Source organism: Paenibacillus sp. FSL P2-0136, from assembly GCF_037975325.1.
GTDB classification, from domain to species: domain Bacteria; phylum Bacillota; class Bacilli; order Paenibacillales; family Paenibacillaceae; genus Paenibacillus_AQ; species Paenibacillus_AQ silagei.
This window is the reverse complement of sequence record NZ_CP150244.1, coordinates 6,855,197-6,874,197: the sequence shown is the minus strand read 5'-3', so window position 1 is coordinate 6,874,197 and position 19,001 is coordinate 6,855,197. Positions and strand designations below refer to the sequence as shown.

Here is a 19,001-nt window from a genome sequence, read left to right as displayed (position 1 = left end):
CATCATCACAACTATCAGGAGGTTTCATTTATGACTATGCATACTGCAGGGATTCACCATGTTACCGCTTTTGTGGGAGACGCTCAGCGTAATGCTGATTTCTATGCCGGAATTCTAGGCCTGCGGCTCGTCAAAAAAACCATCAATTTCGACGCCCCCGAGGTCTACCACCTCTACTTCGGCAATGAGCAGGGTGCGCCGGGTACGATTATCACCTTCTTCCCTTGGGCTCATGGCCGCAAAGGCAGAATCGGCGGAGGACAGGTCGGTGTGACCACTTATGCTGTACCGGCTGGCTCTTTCGGATTCTGGGAGCAGCGGCTGGCCGCTTATCAGATTCCTGTGACTAAGGTTACCCGGATTGGCGAGTCGTATCTCTCTTTCGCAGATTATGACGGACTGCGGATTGAGCTGGTGGAGCGGGAAGAGGGGGCGCTGAGCACCTGGTCGTTCGGCGGCGTTCCGGTAGAGCATGCGGTCAAAGGCTTCGGAGGCGCTGTCCTCTACAGCACGGCCCCGGACCGGACAGCGGATACCCTCTCCCGCACCCTGGGAATGGAGCGTATCGCTGAAGGGGATGGCTACATCCGCTACAGAGCTTCCGGCAATATCGGCAATATTATTGATTTGAAGGCCACTCCGGTTCCGCAGGGCGGCGGCGGTACAGGTACGGTTCACCATATTGCTTGGCGGGCCGCAGATGACAGTGAGCAGCTGGATTGGGGCCGCCGGGTTCAGAGTCACGGCTACCAGCCGACTCCGGTGCAGGACCGCCAGTACTTCAATGCCATCTACTTCCGGGAAGAAGGCGGAATTCTGTTCGAGATTGCAACCGATCCTCCGGGCTTCGCCCGTGATGAAGCACCTGAGGCGCTGGGACAGAAGCTGATGCTTCCGGCATGGTTTGAGCCGCAGCGTACGGCGATTGAAGCGAATCTAAGCCCATTTGAAATCCGCGAACTGGAGGTGAAGCCGGTATGATTCATGTATTTGAGCAAGGTACAGACGTAACGCAGCCCACACTGGTTTTATTCCATGGCACAGGCGGCAATGAACGTGATCTGCTGCCGCTGGCCGAGCTGCTGGCACCTGGAGCATCTGTCCTGGGTATCCGCGGCAACGTACTGGAGAATGGCATGCCGCGTTACTTCCGTAGGCTGGCAGAGGGGATTTTCGATGAGGAGGATCTGATCTTCCGCACCCATGAGGTGAAGCAGTTCCTGGAGGAGGCGGCTGCAAAATATGGCTTCGATGCCGGTAATCTGGTAGCTGTCGGCTATTCCAACGGTGCGAACATCGCGGGCAGCCTGCTCTTCCATTACGGAGCCCTCTTCCGGGAGGCGGTGCTGCTGCACCCGATGGTTCCGCTGCGCGGCCTGGCGATTCCTTCGCTGCAGGGGGTTCCGGTCTTTATCGGGGCAGGGACCAATGATCCGATTATCCGCTCCGAGGAGACCCGGGAGCTGGAAGCACTGTTAAGCGGCGCCGGAGCTGAGGTTACCTCGCACTGGGGCAATCAGGGGCACCGCCTGAGCGCCGCCGAGGCGGAGGCGGCAAGAGATTGGCTGGCTGAGCATACCGATTCAGTGAAGTAACAACAGCACCACCCGAAATAACCGCCTGCGGGCCTGCCGATCACCGAGGGGATTGGAGGCTATGGCAGGCGGTTTTTTGTGGTTCTGGAGATGGTAATGTTGCATTTTCTGCATTTTCTGCAGGATTTCCATGCAGGTCGTTCCTGCCGAACCGCGCTTTCCCGCCGAACCAGAAATTCATTGAACATTCCGGCGGTAATCGGTAGTATGGAGAAATATATACACGGACCTGAACATAAATGGCTCTGCCGTCTTACTAAAGGTTACGGGCAAGAAAGGATGTATCCTGTTCATGATGAAGCAAAATTCGGTGACAAGCCTGGCTGAGGGCGGGCCGTCCAGAAGCCAGCGGCTGCAGCTTGCCGTGATTCTGGGAGCCATCGCTACCATTGGTCCCCTGTCGATTGATATGTATCTGCCTGCCCTGCCGGCTCTTGGCCTCTATTTCGATACCAGTCCCGCCATGATTCAGCTTACCCTGACCTTCTTCCTGCTGGGACTGGCTTCGGGCCAGCTTGTGGCCGGACCGCTCAGTGATGTGCACGGGCGCCGGATTCCGCTGTTGTTCGGAATGATGATCTATGCGGTATCCTCGCTGCTCTGTGCGTTCAGCCCGTCCATCGGACTGCTGATTGTGCTGCGCTTCGTCCAGGGGCTGGCCGGATCGGTAGGGGTGGTGATTTCCCGCGCGGCGGTCCGCGATATGTACAGCGGCTCGGAATTAACCAGGTTCTTCTCGCTGCTGATGATTGTCAACGGACTGGGCCCGATTGCAGCGCCGGTCATCGGGGGGCAGCTGTTGAGAGTGACGGACTGGAAGGGCGTATTTGTAGTCTTATTCGTATGCGGGCTGCTCTTCGCGGCGGTCATTCTCCTGCGGCTGCCGGAGACCCTGCCCAAGGAACGGCGTATCCGCAGCGGGCTCAGAGGGACCCTGCGTACCTTCCGCATCCTGCTCGGCAATGCCGGATTCATGGGCTACGCGCTCTCCCAGGGCTTTGTTATGGCAGGCATGTTCGCTTATATCTCGGGATCCTCCTTTGTTCTGCAGACGATTTACGGGGTATCCCCGCAAATGTACAGCCTGATCTTCGCCGTGAATGGCTTCGGCATTATTCTGACCGGGCAGATTGCCGGGCGGATGTCGGCCAGAGTGGGTGAGCGTAAGCTGCTGATCTGCGGCCTTCTGCTCAGTACCTCCGGAGGTATTCTGCTGCTGATTACCCTCCTCGCCGATGGCGGGCTGCTGCCGATCCTGATCTGTCTGTTCGCTGTGGTTGCAAGTGTAGGTCTTGTGGGTACGACCAGCTTCTCGCTGGCGATGCAGGATCAGGGGGAGACGGCGGGCAGCGCCTCTGCGCTTCTGGGTCTGCTTCCCTTGCTGCTGGGGAGCTGTGCGGCTCCGCTGGTCGGACTTGGCGGCAGCGGCTCGGCCCTGCCGATGGCGCTGGTCATCGCGGGAGCGGGCCTCCTGTCGGTTCTGTCCTATCTGCTGCTGTGCAGAAGAGAGGTTAAGCTGTGAGCCGCAAGGACTTTGCTACCCTGCTGCTGCTTGCTTTTGCCTGGGGGGCTTCCTTCCTGTTCATGCGGATTGCCTCGCCGGAGCTAGGTCCGGTCTTCACGACAGAGCTGCGCGTTACGATTGCCGGAGCTGCTCTGCTGCTCTATGCGTTGCTGACCCGGCGCAGGCTGGGCCTCCTGAAGCACTGGAGATCTTTCCTGCTGCTCGGTGCGGTTAACGCGGCGCTTCCGTTCACGCTGATCTGTATGGCTGAGCTGCATCTGAGCGCCTCACTGGCGGCGATTCTGAATGCTACAACCCCGATGTTCGCGGCACTGGCGGCGTGGGGGACCCGGAAGGAGAAGCCGGGGGCGGCCAAATCAGCCGGGCTGATCATAGGCCTGGTAGGTGTGGGTGTGCTGGTCGGCTGGAGTCCGCTCCCGCTGACCGGTACGGTTCTTTTATCCGTAGGTTACTCTCTTGGAGCCGCGCTCTGCTATGCGTTCGGAGGATTATATGCATCACGCGTAGGCTCCGGTCTCACTCCGCTGGCGCTTGCTGCGGGACAACAGCTGGGCGCAAGTGTGGTGCTGCTGCCGCTGGCGGTGATTTTTGCCCCGGATCATCTGCCTTCCTCCGCCGCTGTATATTCTGTCCTTGGCCTCTCGCTGATCTGCACCTCAGTGGCGTATCTGCTGTATTTCCGCCTGATTGCCAATATCGGCCCGGTCAAGACCGTTAGTGTTACCTTCCTCGTGCCTGTATTCGGCCTGTTGTGGGGCGTAATTTTCCTGCAGGAGCAGATCTATGCCAACACCATTGCCGGGCTGGTCATCATCCTGCTGAGCGTTATGCTGGTGAACCGTAGGGCCAGGAAGGGTTGAGGGGATATTCAGCAAACTTTCAGCGCATTTTAACGTTCATTGTAGAGAAAAGGGATATATTGAAGAGGTGAAAGGAGGGACACCCATGAATGTCTCATCCGTTGCCGCTTCATCATCTGTATCTTATACATCCTCCAGCGCCAGCGATACCGCTGCACTTGAGAAGCAGAAGGCGAAGCTGGAAGCTGAGCTTGAGAAAGTAAGCGCAAGCAAGGACAACGAGCAAGCCAAAGAAACCAAAACCAAGCAGCTAGAACAGCAGATCAAGCAGATTGAAGCACAAATTGCCCAGAAGTCACAGGCTGCGGGCAGCTCCGTTTCTGCCCAGAGCGCTGCTGCGCCTCCGGACAAGCCTGCCGGTAACCATAAGCTGACAGCAGCATCTGTTCAGGAGATTGCTAACGCAACCACCGACAGCGCAGGGAGATTCGACATTAGAGTATAGTCTTGAGCGAGAATTGCATGCCTCTGAAGAGAGCCGCCATTGCCGTGATGACAGGCTCTCCATTAGGGGATGATAACCCTTGGCACGATGATAAAAGCACCCGGACTAATCGCAGTCCGGGTGCTTTTATGCAAATATGGATGTATACGCTTCTCACCATTACTGGAACAAATACAGCCCCTGTGCAGGGACTTCCCCTTCGCCGCCGTCTAACTCTTGTAAGCGTGTGACCATTATACGGGAGATCTGCTGCTGATCTTGCTATAATGGGTTCGTATGGAGAGGGCTGAATATGTTCAGGCAACAAGAGCGTTCGGCAGTGAGGACAGGTGAAGTCATGCATACTGTAATCAAAAATAAATTGGAACGCTTCAAATTCGTACGGCTGCTGATATCCATCTACCGGATTAAGGCGGTGCGGGCGCTTTTTCCGCTGCTGATTATCGGACTGGTCTATCTGGAGGGGCAGCATGAGCTGAAGCAAATTCATTTAGGCAAAATCATCCGTGATCTGAAATCCGTTCCCGTACCCTCTATTATGCAGATGCTGGGAATTTCGCTGCTGTCGGTGGCGGTTATGAGTACTTATGATTACTTGATCCGGCGGCATTTCCGCCTGCAGATCGGCTGGTTGCGGACCTTCCGTTATGCCTGGATCGCCAATACGTTCAATAATATGATCGGATTCGCCGGTCTGGCTGGCGCGGGCCTTAGAACGCTGCTCTATAAGCGGAGCTGTGTGCCTGCGTCCTTGCTCGCACCGGCCATTGTGTTTCTGTCACCGCTGATGATTACGGGGCTGTCGCTGCTCGGTTGGGGGACGATTACCGGTCTTTTGCCGGCGGACCGGCTGCTGGAGGCGCATCGCTGGCTGGATTTTGCGGTCTGGGGGATGGCGCTGTATCTGCCGTTCTTTGTACTCCTCCAGCGCTCTGCGCTTTTCGCCAAATGGGTTAACCGGGGTGAAGGGAGAACCGCCTGGCTTACCGTAGTTGCTTCTGTGGGTGCGTCCTTCCTGGAGTGGGTGTTCGCCGGATTGACCTTCTGGTTCATCGCCGGTGAGCTGCTCGGGAGCGCCCCATTTCTCACCGTCTTCAGTATCTATGTAGTGGCTGCGATAGCCGGAATTCTAAGTATGGCTCCCGGAGGCATCGGCGCGTTCGATCTGATTGCGCTGCTCGGACTTACCCAACTGGGCATCAAGAGCGACCATGCCATGGCAGTCCTGGTCATCTACAGATTATTCTATTACATTATCCCTTGGCTGATCGGTCTGGTGCTGGCTGCGCTGGAGTTCGGGCTGCCGGGTACTAAGGGCGCTGAACGCAGCGGCGACAGAGTGGAAGCACCCCTGACGATATGGCAGAGAATATGGGGCTGGCCCGGCCAATATACCTTCCTCAGCGATCTGGGTGTATGGGCACTCGGCAAGCTGGTCCTAGCCAGCGGTCTGCTTCTGCTGCTGTCCGCAGCTACGCCTGAGCTGCTCTACCGGCTGAAGGTGACAGAAGAATTGCTGTCGCTGCCCGTGATGCAGATCTCGCACCATCTGTCCGTGCTGATCGGCTTTATGCTGATTCTGCTGTCGCGTGGGATCTCCCTGCGCGTCCGCAGGGCTTATGTCTGGACAGGCCTGCTGCTTTTGGGCGGGGCGGTCTTTGCATTTACGAAGGGGTTCGATTACGAGGAGGCCTTGTTCCTGCTGGTGGTGGCACTGATTCTGTGGATCTCCCGAAGCCGGTTCTACCGGATCAGTGTCCCGCTGAGCGCCAAAAGCACCTTATGGTGGCTGCTCCTGACCTCGGCTGTAGCCCTCAGCTATTACGGGCTGGCGAGTTATACCCATCACGGCTTCCTGAAGCATCTCCCGCCCGGCATTCAGCCGGAATGGCTGCGGCAGCACAGTAATGTGGCCGTTACGGCGGCCGGCGGACTGATCTTCTCCTGGCTGCTGCTGACGATGCTTGTAGCCCTCAGGCCGCAGCACAAGGCAGATACGCTTCTCGCGGATAAGGATATGGCGCGGCTGGAGCGCTTCCTCTCGGAGGGCTGGGGCAATGCCTTAAGCCATATGCTGTTTCTTGGCGACAAAAGCTTCTATTGGGCCCAGGAAGGCAAGGTGCTGTTCGCCTTCGCCAGAGTCCGGGACAAGCTGGTGGTACTGGGTGATCCGCTTGGGCCGATGAATCTGCTTAATAACGGAATCAGTGAGTTCAGGCAGGCTGCTGATTTGTATGGACTATCTGTAGTCTTCTATCAGGCGGCCCCGGCGCATCTTCCGCTCTATCATGAGCAGGGCTACCGGTTCTTCAAGCTGGGGGAAGAAGCGCTGGTCCCGCTGGCGGACTTCAGCATTAGCGGATCGCGGAACGCCAGCCTGCGGAGTGTGAAGGGGCGGTTCGAGCGCGAGGGCTACCATTTCGAGATCACAGAGGCCCGGCATTCGAAGGAGCTGCTGCAGGAGCTTCTCCTGTTGTCAGAGGAATGGCTGGCCGGGCGCAGGGAGAAAGGCTACTCGCTGGGCTGGTTCAGCGAGCCGTACCTCCAGCTCGCACCGCTGGCGCTGCTGCGTGGAGCAGACGGCCATTTGCTGGCTTTTGCCTCCATGGCTCCTGGTTATGACGGGCAGAAGACGGTCTCGGTGGATCTGATGCGCCATCACAAGGATACTCCGAACGGGACTATGGATTATCTGTTCCTGTGTCTGCTGGAATGGGCGAAAGCGCGCGGTTACAGAAGCTTCAATCTGGGGTCTGCCCCGCTGTCCAATGTCGGGGGCCGCTTTGGAGCGCTGCGGGAGGAGAAGCTCGCCCGGCTGGTTTTTGAGCGCGGAGGCCACTGGTACGGCTTCTCCGGTCTGCGCCGGTATAAGGAGAAGTTCAACCCGGTATGGGAGCCGCGTTATCTGGCCTATCCCGCTGCGGTGACTCTTCCTCTCTTGACTCTGGATCTGGTGAGGCTGGTCTCCAGGCATCCGGAGGAGGGGAAGTGAGATGAATAGCCTATTGGCGATTGGCGAGCAAGCCTTGTAGTATACGGAAGGCCGGATACGGCGATAAGAAGTTACGGAAAATATTTGTTTTTCTGCGACTTTTTATATATCCAAGCGTCATAAACAAGGATTCAAAAATCGCGTAACAGGAGGATTATTCTATGTTCAAGAAAGTATTGCTTATTTCTGTTTTGACTATGAGCATGCTGATTACCGCCGGTCCGGTGAATGCGAATCCCAAAGAGCAGCCGGTCAATGAGCGGACCGACGTGGTATGGGTTAGCGGAAATGCAGCGGCACTTGTGGATCATGTGAATAATAAAGCAGATATCGTTGACCTACATACAAACACTGCGACTACGATATCAGAGGACTCCAGCCGTATCCTGGACCTACAGGTGATGAGCAGTCCGCCGAAAATTGTGCTTCTTAAACAAGGCAAAGGCACTAAAATTTCGAAATCCGTATTCTCCTCTGATGGACGTCTCCTCAGCAAAACGGATATCCCGCTTAAAACGGCAGGGGACAAAGTAAAATGGGTAGCTCCAACCGGCAAAACCAATGAACGGATCATGGTCCAAGCGGGAAACAACTTCAGCCTGTATCAATATCCCTGGGCAAAGCCGAGTGTGACTTATAATGCCAAGTTTATTGACAAGGGATATGAAAATGTATCCGTAATGGATTGGGATTTTCAGGCATACCCGTATTTGGCCGTTAAGTATCAGGCACAAGGGATTATGAGCACGGACTATCTGGTGAAGCTGGTTAATTTGTATTCAAGAAATGAGACGGTAATCAAGGACTTCAATACAGACTTCTCCATTCATTCCAGCGGGAACTTCTATGCAGCTTACACTTCCTACACTTATCAGCCCGTACCGGGGAATGTAAGTCGTCCTTCAGCCGATGAGGCTCAGAAGGTCTTCCAGTTAATCAGCAAATCCACTAGCAAAGAAACGGCTTCTGTCAAACAGGTTTTCAAAGAGGATGGCGACATTTCCGGGTGGGTAACGGAATTCATTAATGGTCAGGTGTTTGTGGGGGATCTGCAGGGGCGCTCATGGTCCCTATTCTCTCAGGGAGGCGCGGCGCTGCTGAAGAATCAGGAATGGCCGAAGAATGGCAACACGAAATTTCTGTACGCTAATATAAAGTCGAAAACAGCGTATTTCCTGGATTATTCATCTGGTGATATCTCGGTCATTGCGAGTACATTGAAGTAAATAAAGCTGCTGTGGCAGCAAAAAAGGTGCCGCCCTCTCCGATTGCTGGAGGGGGTGGCTTACTTTTGATTAGGAGTGTGCGCAGAGTTGGGGGAAGTGCCCGTACGCATGCTGAATGAGTAAATGGTGTGCCAAAAGTGTACGCGAAAAACAGCATACAAAGTGCTTGCATGCAGACGCACGGGCCAAATGTATGCCAAAAACAGCATACAATGTGCTGGCGTGCAGGCGCACGGGCCGAATGTATGTCAAAAACAGCATACAAAGTGCTGCAGCGCAGGCAAACGGGCCAAATGTATGTCAAAAACAGCATACAATGTGCTGGCACGCAGACGCACGGGCCAAATGTATGCCAAAAACAGCATACAAAGTGCTGGCGTGCAGGCGCACGGGCCAAATGTATGCCAAAAACAGCATACAATTGGCTGACGCGAAGGAGAGTAAAACGAATTAAGGCCAATGGAACAAAAATCAGCGGCACTAGTGCCCCTGATTTCGCCGGATGCCCCACAAGTGGGCGGATAGGTAAGAAGGGTTTAACTGTATTTGCTGCGCAGCCGTATAAGTTCTTACACTATCCATCCGCTATGGTGATTTTGTTCGCTGAATCGTCCCGTACCCACTCAGCTGATACGCGCTACCCACCACAGCATAGCTGCAACCGCCAGGATACCTAGCGCTGCCAGTGTATCACGCCTGCTCCAGCGGAGCTGATAGACCGGGGTCCGCTGCTTGGCGGGATCATACCCCCGTGATTCTACGGCTGTCGCCAGCTCGTCGCCCATACCCAGGACAAGAATCAGCAGAGGCACGATGATTAGGGCGATCTGCCTCGGGGACCAGCGGGCCACCCCGCGGGCGCGCCTTCCGCGTGAGCCCAGCGCAAGCTGCAGCTGGGCCAGCTTGCCGAGAATCCACGGCACGAACTGCAGGGTCACGGATACGGCAAGCGACCAGTTACGGGTGCGGATGCCCAGGGCCCGCAGCGGAGCGATGCCCCATTCCAGACCCTCGCGCAAGGGGGCACCGGTGGTCGTCTCGGTGAACAGGAAGCCCAGGGCAATCAGTAGCAGGAAGCGCAGCACGTTAATTCCCCCGCGCACGAGTCCTGCATAGCTGAAGCTGAGCGGCCCGAGTGCGAAGTCGGGAGAGCTCCAGCTAAGCCCGGACAGGAGCCAGAGGAACAGGAACATCAGCAGGAACGGGCGGAAGAAGCGGAAGGCCCGGCGCCAGGAGATGCGGGCCGAAGCCGCGAGCCCGGCCAGCAGACCGGCGGTAAGCAGCAGCGGGAGCAGAGTGTTCATCCCTAACAGGACCAGCGAGCCGAGAATCATCCCCAGCCATTTGGCCCGGGGATCGAGTCCTTGCCAGCCGGGCCTGCGCGGGGTGTTCTGTTCTAGTCTTGGATTGCCAGGCCTGATTATCGCCTGAACCCTCTCTGTTCTGGAGGATCGAGGAGAATGATCTCGCTTCCAGGTGCCTTCTAAGCTGTATTCCGCACTGTGTTGTTCGCTGGTTTTGGTATTCTGGTTGCAGGGTGGCATGGCGCCGCTGCGGACAGAGGCGCCAGTGCCTGCCGGCCGCCTGTCCGTCTGCGGCATAGGCAGCGGGTGCTTTTCCAGCCCTATCAGCAGCTCCTCCAGATTGTCCGGGACTGCTTCCAGCAGGCCATGTTGCACCGCTCTGCGTCCCATAGAAGCATAGACGGGGGGCGTGAGTCCGGCGTCTGCCAGCAGGCTGGGATCAGCAGTCAATGCCGGAGCAGGGCCGTCATAATGGATAGCACCCTGCTTCATCACGATGACCTTGTCGCCAACCGGCAGGAAGCTGTCCAGATCATGGGTGCCGATGATCAGGGTCAGGCCGCTACTGCGCAGCTGCTGTACCATTTCGAGCAGTGCCTGCGCTGCCTGAGGGTCCAGCCCTGCGGTCGGCTCATCCAGAATCAGAAGCCCGGGCTGTACGGCCAGGGCACCCGCAATACATACGCGCCGCTTCTCGCCCCCGCTAAGCAGAAAGGGAGAGCGCCCGGCGAATTCATCGTAAGCCAGCCCGGTCTTCGCCAGGGCGCCCGCGATGATCTCTGTCCGCTTCTCCTTGGACACCCCGCGCTCCATCAGGCCATATTCGATATCCTTATGCACCGTACCCGCGAACAGCTGCGTCTCCGGCTGCTGGAATACCATGGACACAGCTTCGGCAGTCTTGAAGTCCGTCTTCTTCCCGTGATCATAAAGTATCTGCCCGGAGGAGGGCTGTGCAAGGCCCGCGAGCAGACGGAGCAGCGTAGACTTACCGCTCCCGTTCACTCCGCAGAGGACAGTGAGTGTACCTGTAGGAATATCCAGAGAGATATCCTGAACCGCTGGCCTGCTGCCTTCATAGCAGAAGGAAAGATGCTCCGTACGAATTCTCATAGCAGCTCCTCCAGATCCTGTCCGGTCAGCGGCAGCAGGTGAAGCGGCCAGCCCTGCTTCTGCAGCAGCTTCCCGACCCGGACGGCCGGAGAAGGAAGCCAGCCGAGGGTCTCCGGCAGCTCCGAGGTATAGAACAGGCTGCGCGGGCTGCCGTCATAGAGCAATTGCCCCTTGCCCAGCACCGCAATGCGCGGGCTTGCAGCCAGCTCCTCCATCCGCTGCGTGACCCAGAGGATGGTAGTCCCTGCCTGCCATAGCCCCTGGGCCAGCTCCAGAATATCCGATCTTCCCTCAGGGTCCAGCATCGAGGTAGCCTCATCGAAAATAATCATTTCGGCTTCCAGTGCCAGGCAGCAGCCTACCGCCAGACGCTGGCGCTCTCCGCCGGATAGTGTAGATACCTCTGCCTCCGCTTTATGGCTTAGTCCTACCTGCTGTAGAATCTCATGGATTCGTGCAATCATCCGCCCCCGTTCCAGTCCCCGGTTCTCCAGTCCGAAGGCGATATCCTCGAAGGGAGTGGAGCCAACTGTCTGTGCTTCGGGATTCTGAAACACAAGCTGCACGTGCTGCTTAACAGCCATACGGTTCTCCGGCAGGCGCAGATCCAGTCCGGCCACGGACAGACTGCCGCCGGAGGGGGTGTTCAGTCCGTTGAAGGAGCGGATTAGCGAGGTTTTGCCGCAGCCGTTGGCCCCTGTCAGCGCTACCCATTCCCCAGGCCCTATATGAATGTTAATCCCTTGCAGTACCGTTCGGCGATGCTGCCCCTCCCGCACGGACAAGCTTATATTATGCGCCCTGATCATCCTCATGCCTGCTTTCCGTCCAGCTCTAGTCAACAATTGCTACCCATTATAACAAAGATTTCAGAATTGATGTATCTGGAGGGTGATGTTATAGTGATCCCATGTGGAAACGGCTTTGCCATCCTTTTAAAGGATGGTACCGTTTCGGTGAGAAATAGAAGGATAATTTGTAGCGTGAAACATATAAATTCTTATATTTTTTAAAAAAAGGGGGAACCTCTCGGCCATGAAGAAATGGACCACCCGCGGCCTGATATTCAGTGCCTTATTCGCCGCCGTCATGATAGCTCTGAGTTATTTGAAAATCTCGCTGCCCTTCTCCACGGTACCCATTACCATGCAGACCCTCGCGGTAATGCTGGCTGGTTCAATCCTTGGGGCCCGTTACGGGGCGCTTGCTGTACTGATCGTGATCGGACTCGCCGCTGCCGGATTCCAGGTGATGGGCGGAAGCGGAGGATTGGCGGTCCTGGTTGGCCCTACCGCAGGATATATTTTCTCCTGGCCGTTCGTGGCCTGGCTGATCGGCTTTTTCGCTGAACGCATTAAGCAGGACAAATACACCTTCGTGAAGCTGCTGGCCGCTAACTTTATCTTCGGGGCACTGTTAGTTTATCCGGGCGGTGTGGGGTGGCTGGCCTATTCTACAGGTATGGATTCACTCGGCAAGGCATTGACGGCAGGCATGTGGCCGTTTCTTCCGGGGGACCTGCTCAAAGCAGTCTTGTGTTCGGCTGTAGTAACGGCGGTATGGAAGGTATATCCGATCGAACGTATTCTGAACCATGACACAGGCGTCTGGGCTGACGGGGACAAAACAACCACAACCCCTTAAGCGCAAGCTGCTGACCAAAAGTGCAAATGCTAACTGCAAGTTATGTCTTGCTCAGCATAAATAGGCGAATTCATAGCCCCTGTGGCGTGGATTCGCCTATTTCGCGTTGTTCACAATAGTAATTCTATAGGCATCCGTCAGATGCTGAACGTACTGTGGATAAAATGTGGATAACATTGTGGGAAAATCCCAGTGGTGGCGCTGAAAGTGGGCTGGATGAGGAAAGGAGAGGGGAAAAACCCATTGGTGGCGCTGAGTTTGGCCGGATGAGTGTCAAATGAGCCAATGAGTAACTTGTTTGCGTGTAAATAGAGTAATATATTTCTTTTGTGAATAATATGTGGATAAAATGGGAGGTTGGCTGTGAAAGCAGTGAAGTTGCAAAGTAATTGGTGGGTTCGGTAAAGATGAAGCTGCGTTCGTAGCGAAAAAATGGGGATAAGTGTATTCTGTGCAACTAAAAACAGTGAGAAGGGTGGACTGCCTCTTCTAATTGTAGTCTATACAACTAAATTTGCCCGAATGGGCGAAAATCCAAGTATAGAGGCATTCTAATTGCAGGAAATACAACTAAACGGAGATTTAGCGGGACATCCGGCGATTTAGTTGTACAAATTGCAATTAGACCCACCCTTTGCACCCTAATCGGGGCGCGGTAAACCTCAGCAAGCCATTATCTAAAGTAATTCTCACACGTTTAGATTTGATGAGCTCCTACTACCCTTGATCCATCCCGAGTCACTTCTCACCTATAAAAAAATGCCGTCCCCCTAATAACAGGGACGGCATTAATCTTTACAAGCTCAATCCTCCGCGCAGGCATCGGCTGGCTTCGGCTCGGGCAGTGCCCAGACGGAGACGCTGCCGCCGTTCACCGGGAATACGGCCCAGCCGTCTTCGCCGATGGTTACGGACTCCCCGCGGTTATGGGTGAAGTCCTCCCATACCTCTCCGCTGCGCGCTTCGCCCACGAACATCCGCTTCTCTCCGTTGTCTCCGTTGGAGATGACTACAGCGCAGCCGGAGCCTTCGATCTCCTGAACGCCGCGCCGGACCCAGCCGATAGTGTTCGGATGGTCGAAGTAATCGTCCTGATCACCGTAAGCTTTGGTGTAGCGGGCACAGAGCAGAGGATCGATGGCGTCCTTCTTGCCTTCCATCGGCGCAGGGCCGCCGATGCCGTAATAATCCCCGTAGAAGACAACGGGATATCCGTCGCGCCGCAGCAGAATCAGGGCGTAGGCGCTTTGCTTGAACCAGTCGCCCACCCAGGATTCCAGAGCCTCATGAGGCTGGGAATCGTGATTGTCGACGAAGGTGACGGCATTGGCGGGGTGCGTCTGTACGAGCGTATCATCGAAGATATGCGTCAGGTCGAAATCCCGGCCTGCCAGTGCGGCGGAGTACAGCTTGTAATGAAGAGAGACATCGAACAGATCGATCTGGTAATCGACAGTGTTCAGGAATTCGCGGCAGGCCTCCAGATTGGAGTTCCAGAATTCACCGACGATGTAGAAGTCCTCGCCGCGCTTCTTTTTCATCTCCATGGCGAATTCCTTGATGAACTCATGGTTGATATGCTTGATCGCATCCAGGCGGTACCCGCTGCATTGCAGGGTGTCAACCAGCCACTTGCCCCAGTTCAGCATCTCATTCTTCACATCGTCATTGCTGTAATCAATGTTGGCGAACATCAGATAGTCGTAGTTGCCGAATTCGTCATCCACATTCTGATTCCAGCCTTTACTCGTGCCGTCAATCCGGAATACGCCGTTGCGGCCTTCCTTGGCATCGAAATCGGTTCCGTTGAAGTGGGTGTGATTCCACTTGAAGCTGGAGTATTCCTCGCCGCGTCCCGGGAAATCGAATTTGGTCCAGCCTTCAATCTCGAACGGCTCGGAGATATCCTTGTTGCGGTCGTTCGGGTCCACCTCAATAACCTCGAAGACCTCGGTCTCATCCGCTCCGGCTTTATGGTTCATGACCAGATCCACGTAGACCGCAATGCCGTTCTTCAGGCACTCGGCAATCGCGTCGATTAACTCCTGCTTGGTTCCATACTTCGTGCGCACATCACCCTTTTGATCGAATTCACCGAGGTCATACAGATCGTAGACTCCATAACCGGTATCTTCGGGCGAGACGGCCTTGGTAACGGGGGGGACCCATACCGAATCAATGCCCGCCGCCTTCAGTTCCGGGGCCATCTGGGCAAGGCGTTTCCAGTGTTCTCCGTCCGCCGCGACATGCCATTCAAAAAATTGCATCATAGTATGATTTCTCTTCATAATTCTTTGGCCTCCTCTACAAATATAAGACGAATGGGACGGTGATCAAATGCTTCAGCAGGGAGTAGAAGAGATTTATGTAGACCTCTGTACATCAGTTGAATAAGTCCAGTTGGCGCGGGGCCAGCCCGCCGTCGATCCCAAGCAGCGATTGCAGCTCTTGGGCATTAGGAGTGGCATCCCCGGCAGAATTATTATTAAATACCACGTAAATATTCTTACAGGTCTGTTCAAGCTCCAGCAGCCGGTCCCGCCACTGCGTTAACTCTTCGGTGCTGTAACGGTACAGATAGCGAAGCTTGCGCCAGTCCGGGTGACTGCTCTGGTTCCAGCCTGCGGTGTTGCGCCCGTGCAGCCGCACGTAGGTGAGGTCCGGCCGGGTGGCGACAGGGACAATCGGGATGGAGCCGGAACCTGCCTGCGGCTCGTCGGCTATCGTATGAATCCAGCCTTCCTGCTCCAGGAACCGGAGGGTCCGCTCGCGCATCTCAGGGCTGTACCAGGAATCATTACGGAATTCGATGGCAGCGGGCACATCCAGCAGCCGCTCCTTCGCCTCACGCAGGAAATCCACGTTGTCTTTGATGCAGTCAAACCAGGGCGGGAATTGAAACAGCGCCATCGCCAGCTTCCCCGCTGAGCGGACAGGGGCGATAGAGGTATGGAAGGCCCGGTACATCTCCTCCGGCGTATCGTAGTAATTCTTTTTCCCCCGCAGATGTCCGGTCATTCCCTGATAAGCCTTCACAATGAACTGGAACGCCTCCGGCGTCTGGTTGACCCATTTCTCGTAATTTCGGACCGGCTGAACCGCGTAGAAGGAGCTGTCAATTTCCACAATGGGAAAATGGGCGCTGTAGGCGGGCAGGCGGTCGGCAGGTTTGATTTTGCCGTACAGCTCCTCATGGTCTCCGAAGCCGGTCAGCCCGATCTTGATCATAGAACCCCCTCCATGTCGCATGAACCTGAATTCTGCCGAACGGATCGGCTAACTCTTATTAAACTGAAAACCCGCCTATGCAAACAACAGGAGAACAGGAATGACGGAAATCAGTGCAGGGACAGGAAAGAACTGGAGAAAAGGGGCTATGGAAGCTGGTATCACCAAAAGAGTAGGCGGATATACCCGGCGGGTGCCATTTATTCAAATATAAGAATTTTTGTTTCACGCTATAAATTATCCTTCTATTTCTCGCTGAAACGGTACCGTCCTTTGAAAGGACGGCGAAGCCGTTTCTACTTGTTATGCAGAGGGAAAGCGTGAGGTGACGCGCGGGGCAGGAAAAGATGGGCTTCTCCTCCATCACATGGGCTTGAAGCGGGTGATGGAGGAGACGCCATACAGATGAACGCTATTGCGGCCGTTACGCTTGGAGGAGTAGAGGGCATGGTCTGCTTCCGAGAGCAGCTCCTCCAGTGAGATCGAACGGCGGAAGGCTTCAGTCACGCCGAAGCTGGCTGTGATTTTAATTGTTCCTGTGATGGTGGAAAAGGTGCTCTGCTCGATGTCCCTGCGGATACGCTCAGAGATCAGGGCTGCTTCCTTCAAGGGGGCTCCCGGCAGGCTTAAGACGAATTCTTCACCTCCGTACCGTCCGAAGACATCCCCCTCCCGGACATGCTGGCGGCATACGCTTACTACATGCTGTAAGGCCATATCCCCGTGATGGTGCCCGTAGCGGTCGTTAATGCTCTTGAAGAAATCGATATCCAGCAGGATGACCGAGAAGGGGGCGGCTGAGCCGGCAGCTTCCTGCAGCCGTTGCCGGCTCAGCTCCATGAAGTGGGTCCGGTTGTAGATGCCGGTCAGGCTGTCGATGGTGGCGAGCTGCAGCAGCTTGTCCTGGAGCAGGGTGCGTTCGGTAACATCAATCAGCATGATCATCCGCCCGGCAAGATGGCCGTCATGCTTCTGGACCGGAGAGGAACGGACCTGATAATAGCAGACTTCTCCGCCGGAATGCCATACCAGCTCCTGCTCCTCGCTGATCTGCGGATTGGAATTCATTACATAATCGACAGCTTCCTTGCCGGCAGGCAGGAAGAGCTGGGCCAGCGGGCGGCCGATGGCGGAGGCATCCAGATCCTCAAGCATCTCGGCAGCGGCCCGGTTATAATCCACCAGCTTGTCGGAGAGGTCCATAACCAGTACGCCGTCGCGCATGCTCTCGAACAGATTCTCGCGGGCAATCGGTGCGGCGGTCAGCATCCCTCTGGACAGAATGGCCCATATATACAGGGACGAGGTTACGCTCATCACAACGGGTACAGGGTCTGTTCCGTATGGAGTCAGGTCCATCAGATAGAGGAAGGCCCCCAGCGCAGGCAGGAATTGTCCGACAAAAATAATCAGCATCTGCCGCAGATAAGCCCGCCGCATCCGGCCCCAGCGCCAGAGGATCAGGCACATACCGGCCAGCATACAGCCGAAGGTCAGACTGCCCTGCACGATATACCAGGGTCCCATGACGATATCCACCAGCGGTGCAGGCGCGCCTTCCCGGAAGTAGATAGCCTTATAGAACAGGTGATGGGAGTCGTTGGTCCAGACAAGCACCGTGGAGATCACCGGGATGGAGTAGAGGAGGACCAGCAGTTTTCGGGAGACTAGCTTCTCTAAGCCCACGAAGTGCATGATCATCAGCAGACTGGAGGGCGCGATGTACGGCATTCCGAGATACTCCAGCTTGATCCAGAACTTAATCTGTTCCATCGAGTTCCCCGAGAGCTCGAGCGCGAAGGCGAATGTGTATACCGCCGAGGCGGCGGAGCTGACGATGAATGCGCGCAGGCCCGAGAAGTCAGTCTTCCTGTAAAAAGCAAACAGGGCGAGCAAGGCGTTCAGCACACCGGAGATCGAAACGATAATAATGTAGTTGGAAATCAGAGATGCCATGGGGAGCGCCTCCATGAATTGGGATAAGCATTGGACATTGTGAATAGTCTCCTGGACACAAAATGAAATGCAATGGCAACGCCGTTTTCACTTATAGTTATTTACTATTTTTATCGGCAATCAGCTCTATTATTTACACTGTAAGCGGCTCCCTAGACAAAGTGACGGAATTTCACAGTCTCAATGTTACGCTTTGTCTAATGTGGGATTCGCAGGCAACGTGTAACATGTTAATTAATCCTACATGAAATGATGAAGAGGACGAGAGTTAAGATAATTATGTGATGTTAATTAACATTGAATAGATTCAGGGATGGAGGGGGACTGGAGATGTCACTAGTAGCAGCAAAAATTCCTGAAATACAGCTGGAGCATGTCGAAATGCGTTACCAGACGGAGACGGCAGATGTGCTGGCCCTGCATCAGGTAAGTCTCGATATTGCCAAGGGGGAGTTCGTCTCCCTGCTGGGTCCTTCCGGGTGCGGAAAGACTACTCTTCTGAGGCTGATGGCAGATCTTATAACACCAACGGCTGGAAATATCATGGTGGCAGGCAAAAACGCCAAGGAGGCCCGGCTGGCACAGAAATACGGTATTGTGTTCCAGAGTCCGGTGCTGTATGACTGGCGGAAGGTCAAGCATAATATTACACTGCCGCTGGAGCTGCTGGGCGTCAAGAAATCGATCCGTGAGGACAAAGCGCTGGAGCTGCTTGATCTCGTGGGCTTGCAGGGGTTCGCCGATAAGTATCCCTGGCAGCTCAGCGGGGGGATGCAGCAGCGTGTAGCCATTGCCCGGGCGCTCTCCATGGAGCCGGAAATCCTGCTCATGGATGAACCGTTCTCGGCGCTGGATGAATTCACGCGCGAGCGGCTGAATGAAGAGCTGCTCTCCGTCTGGAGTAAGGTACAGAGCACGATTGTGTTCGTAACCCACAGTATTCCCGAATCGATCTTCCTGTCGGACCGGGTGTTCGTCCTGTCTCCGCATCCGGGCAGGCTCTCGGCGGTTGTCGATATTCCGCTGCCCCGTCCGCGTACGGCGGACATGAGGAACAGTCCGGAGTTCTTCGAGCTGATTGCCCGTATCCGCGACAGCTTCGAAGGGGTGTAG

General features: G+C 55.5%; 14 protein-coding genes. 9 read left to right on the top strand and 5 right to left on the bottom strand.

All coding sequences use genetic code 11. From position 1 onward, the window contains the following. Positions 1 to 30: 30 nt before the first annotated feature. The 7 genes from NYE26_RS29280 (at position 31) to NYE26_RS29250 (ending at position 8,643) form a co-directional block, all read left to right on the top strand. Positions 31 to 981 (top strand): ring-cleaving dioxygenase, encoded by a 951-nt coding sequence (locus tag NYE26_RS29280; RefSeq protein WP_339252070.1) that lies wholly within the window; start codon positions 31 to 33, stop codon positions 979 to 981. Next, positions 978 to 1,595 carry an alpha/beta hydrolase gene (locus NYE26_RS29275; protein WP_339252068.1) on the top strand — a complete coding sequence of 206 codons (618 nt, stop codon included), beginning with the start codon at positions 978 to 980 and terminating at the stop codon, positions 1,593 to 1,595. Before NYE26_RS29280 ends, NYE26_RS29275 begins: the two co-directional genes overlap by 4 nt. Before the next feature lie 295 nt (positions 1,596 to 1,890). After that, positions 1,891 to 3,117 (top strand): multidrug effflux MFS transporter, encoded by a 1,227-nt coding sequence (locus NYE26_RS29270; RefSeq protein ID WP_339257653.1) that lies wholly within the window; start codon positions 1,891 to 1,893, stop codon positions 3,115 to 3,117. After that, complete coding sequence (locus tag NYE26_RS29265; protein WP_339252066.1) at positions 3,114 to 3,980, top strand: DMT family transporter; 867 nt, start codon at positions 3,114 to 3,116, stop codon at positions 3,978 to 3,980. Before NYE26_RS29270 ends, NYE26_RS29265 begins: the two co-directional genes overlap by 4 nt. An 85-nt stretch (positions 3,981 to 4,065) precedes the next feature. Next, complete coding sequence (locus NYE26_RS29260) at positions 4,066 to 4,425, top strand: FlxA-like family protein (protein WP_339252064.1); 360 nt, start codon at positions 4,066 to 4,068, stop codon at positions 4,423 to 4,425. A gap of 337 nt (positions 4,426 to 4,762) precedes the next feature. Next, the gene (mprF, locus tag NYE26_RS29255) at positions 4,763 to 7,417 is read left to right on the top strand and encodes a bifunctional lysylphosphatidylglycerol flippase/synthetase MprF (protein ID WP_339257652.1); all 2,655 of its coding nucleotides are present in this window, start codon (positions 4,763 to 4,765) and stop codon (positions 7,415 to 7,417) included. A 161-nt stretch (positions 7,418 to 7,578) separates the two neighbouring features. After that, entirely contained in the window at positions 7,579 to 8,643 is a 1,065-nt protein-coding gene (locus NYE26_RS29250; RefSeq protein WP_339252062.1) for a hypothetical protein, read from the top strand. Between the two features lie 623 nt (positions 8,644 to 9,266). On the opposite strand, the gene NYE26_RS29245 is transcribed toward NYE26_RS29250, so the two are convergent. Then, the gene (locus tag NYE26_RS29245) at positions 9,267 to 11,060 is read right to left on the bottom strand and encodes an ATP-binding cassette domain-containing protein (protein ID WP_339252060.1); all 1,794 of its coding nucleotides are present in this window, start codon (positions 11,058 to 11,060) and stop codon (positions 9,267 to 9,269) included. Beyond that, positions 11,057 to 11,869, bottom strand: coding sequence for an ATP-binding cassette domain-containing protein (locus tag NYE26_RS29240; protein ID WP_339252058.1), 813 nt, complete (start codon positions 11,867 to 11,869; stop codon positions 11,057 to 11,059). The genes NYE26_RS29245 and NYE26_RS29240 overlap by 4 nt, the downstream gene beginning before the upstream one ends. 226 nt (positions 11,870 to 12,095) lie before the next feature. Between NYE26_RS29240 and NYE26_RS29235 the strand changes: the two genes are divergently transcribed. Further along, entirely contained in the window at positions 12,096 to 12,704 is a 609-nt protein-coding gene (locus tag NYE26_RS29235) for a biotin transporter BioY (RefSeq protein WP_339252056.1), read from the top strand. 803 nt (positions 12,705 to 13,507) lie between these two features. Here NYE26_RS29235 and NYE26_RS29230 read toward each other — a convergent pair. The 3 genes from NYE26_RS29230 to NYE26_RS29220 form a co-directional block, all read right to left on the bottom strand. Next, positions 13,508 to 14,992, bottom strand: coding sequence for an alpha-amylase (locus tag NYE26_RS29230; RefSeq protein ID WP_339252054.1), 1,485 nt, complete (start codon positions 14,990 to 14,992; stop codon positions 13,508 to 13,510). Between the two features lie 94 nt (positions 14,993 to 15,086). Beyond that, positions 15,087 to 15,932, bottom strand: coding sequence for a DUF72 domain-containing protein (locus NYE26_RS29225; RefSeq protein ID WP_339252052.1), 846 nt, complete (start codon positions 15,930 to 15,932; stop codon positions 15,087 to 15,089). A 363-nt stretch (positions 15,933 to 16,295) separates the two neighbouring features. Continuing rightward, positions 16,296 to 17,888: a histidine kinase N-terminal 7TM domain-containing protein gene (locus tag NYE26_RS29220; protein ID WP_339252051.1), complete on the bottom strand. Its 1,593-nt coding sequence runs from the start codon at positions 17,886 to 17,888 to the stop codon at positions 16,296 to 16,298. A gap of 330 nt (positions 17,889 to 18,218) precedes the next feature. On the opposite strand from NYE26_RS29220, the gene NYE26_RS29215 reads away from it, so the two are divergent. Beyond that, a complete protein-coding gene (locus NYE26_RS29215; protein WP_209868620.1) occupies positions 18,219 to 19,001 on the top strand; it encodes an ABC transporter ATP-binding protein in 783 nt (260 codons plus the stop codon).

Excerpts from the sequence above, each read along its gene's own strand:
- NYE26_RS29260 (WP_339252064.1), top strand. The coding sequence starts at position 4,066 with ATGAATGTCTCATCCGTTGCCGCTTCATCATCTGTATCTTATACATCC.
- NYE26_RS29215 (WP_209868620.1), top strand. The coding sequence starts at position 18,219 with ATGTCACTAGTAGCAGCAAAAATTCCTGAAATACAGCTGGAGCATGTC.
- NYE26_RS29270 (WP_339257653.1), top strand. The coding sequence starts at position 1,891 with ATGAAGCAAAATTCGGTGACAAGCCTGGCTGAGGGCGGGCCGTCCAGA.
- mprF (WP_339257652.1), top strand. The coding sequence starts at position 4,763 with ATGCATACTGTAATCAAAAATAAATTGGAACGCTTCAAATTCGTACGG.
- NYE26_RS29240 (WP_339252058.1), bottom strand. The coding sequence starts at position 11,869 with ATGATCAGGGCGCATAATATAAGCTTGTCCGTGCGGGAGGGGCAGCAT.
- NYE26_RS29220 (WP_339252051.1), bottom strand. The coding sequence starts at position 17,888 with ATGGCATCTCTGATTTCCAACTACATTATTATCGTTTCGATCTCCGGT.
- NYE26_RS29275 (WP_339252068.1), top strand. The coding sequence starts at position 978 with ATGATTCATGTATTTGAGCAAGGTACAGACGTAACGCAGCCCACACTG.
- NYE26_RS29280 (WP_339252070.1), top strand. The coding sequence starts at position 31 with ATGACTATGCATACTGCAGGGATTCACCATGTTACCGCTTTTGTGGGA.
- NYE26_RS29225 (WP_339252052.1), bottom strand. The coding sequence starts at position 15,932 with ATGATCAAGATCGGGCTGACCGGCTTCGGAGACCATGAGGAGCTGTAC.
- NYE26_RS29245 (WP_339252060.1), bottom strand. The coding sequence starts at position 11,060 with ATGAGAATTCGTACGGAGCATCTTTCCTTCTGCTATGAAGGCAGCAGG.
- NYE26_RS29230 (WP_339252054.1), bottom strand. The coding sequence starts at position 14,992 with ATGAAGAGAAATCATACTATGATGCAATTTTTTGAATGGCATGTCGCG.
- NYE26_RS29250 (WP_339252062.1), top strand. The coding sequence starts at position 7,579 with ATGTTCAAGAAAGTATTGCTTATTTCTGTTTTGACTATGAGCATGCTG.
- NYE26_RS29235 (WP_339252056.1), top strand. The coding sequence starts at position 12,096 with ATGAAGAAATGGACCACCCGCGGCCTGATATTCAGTGCCTTATTCGCC.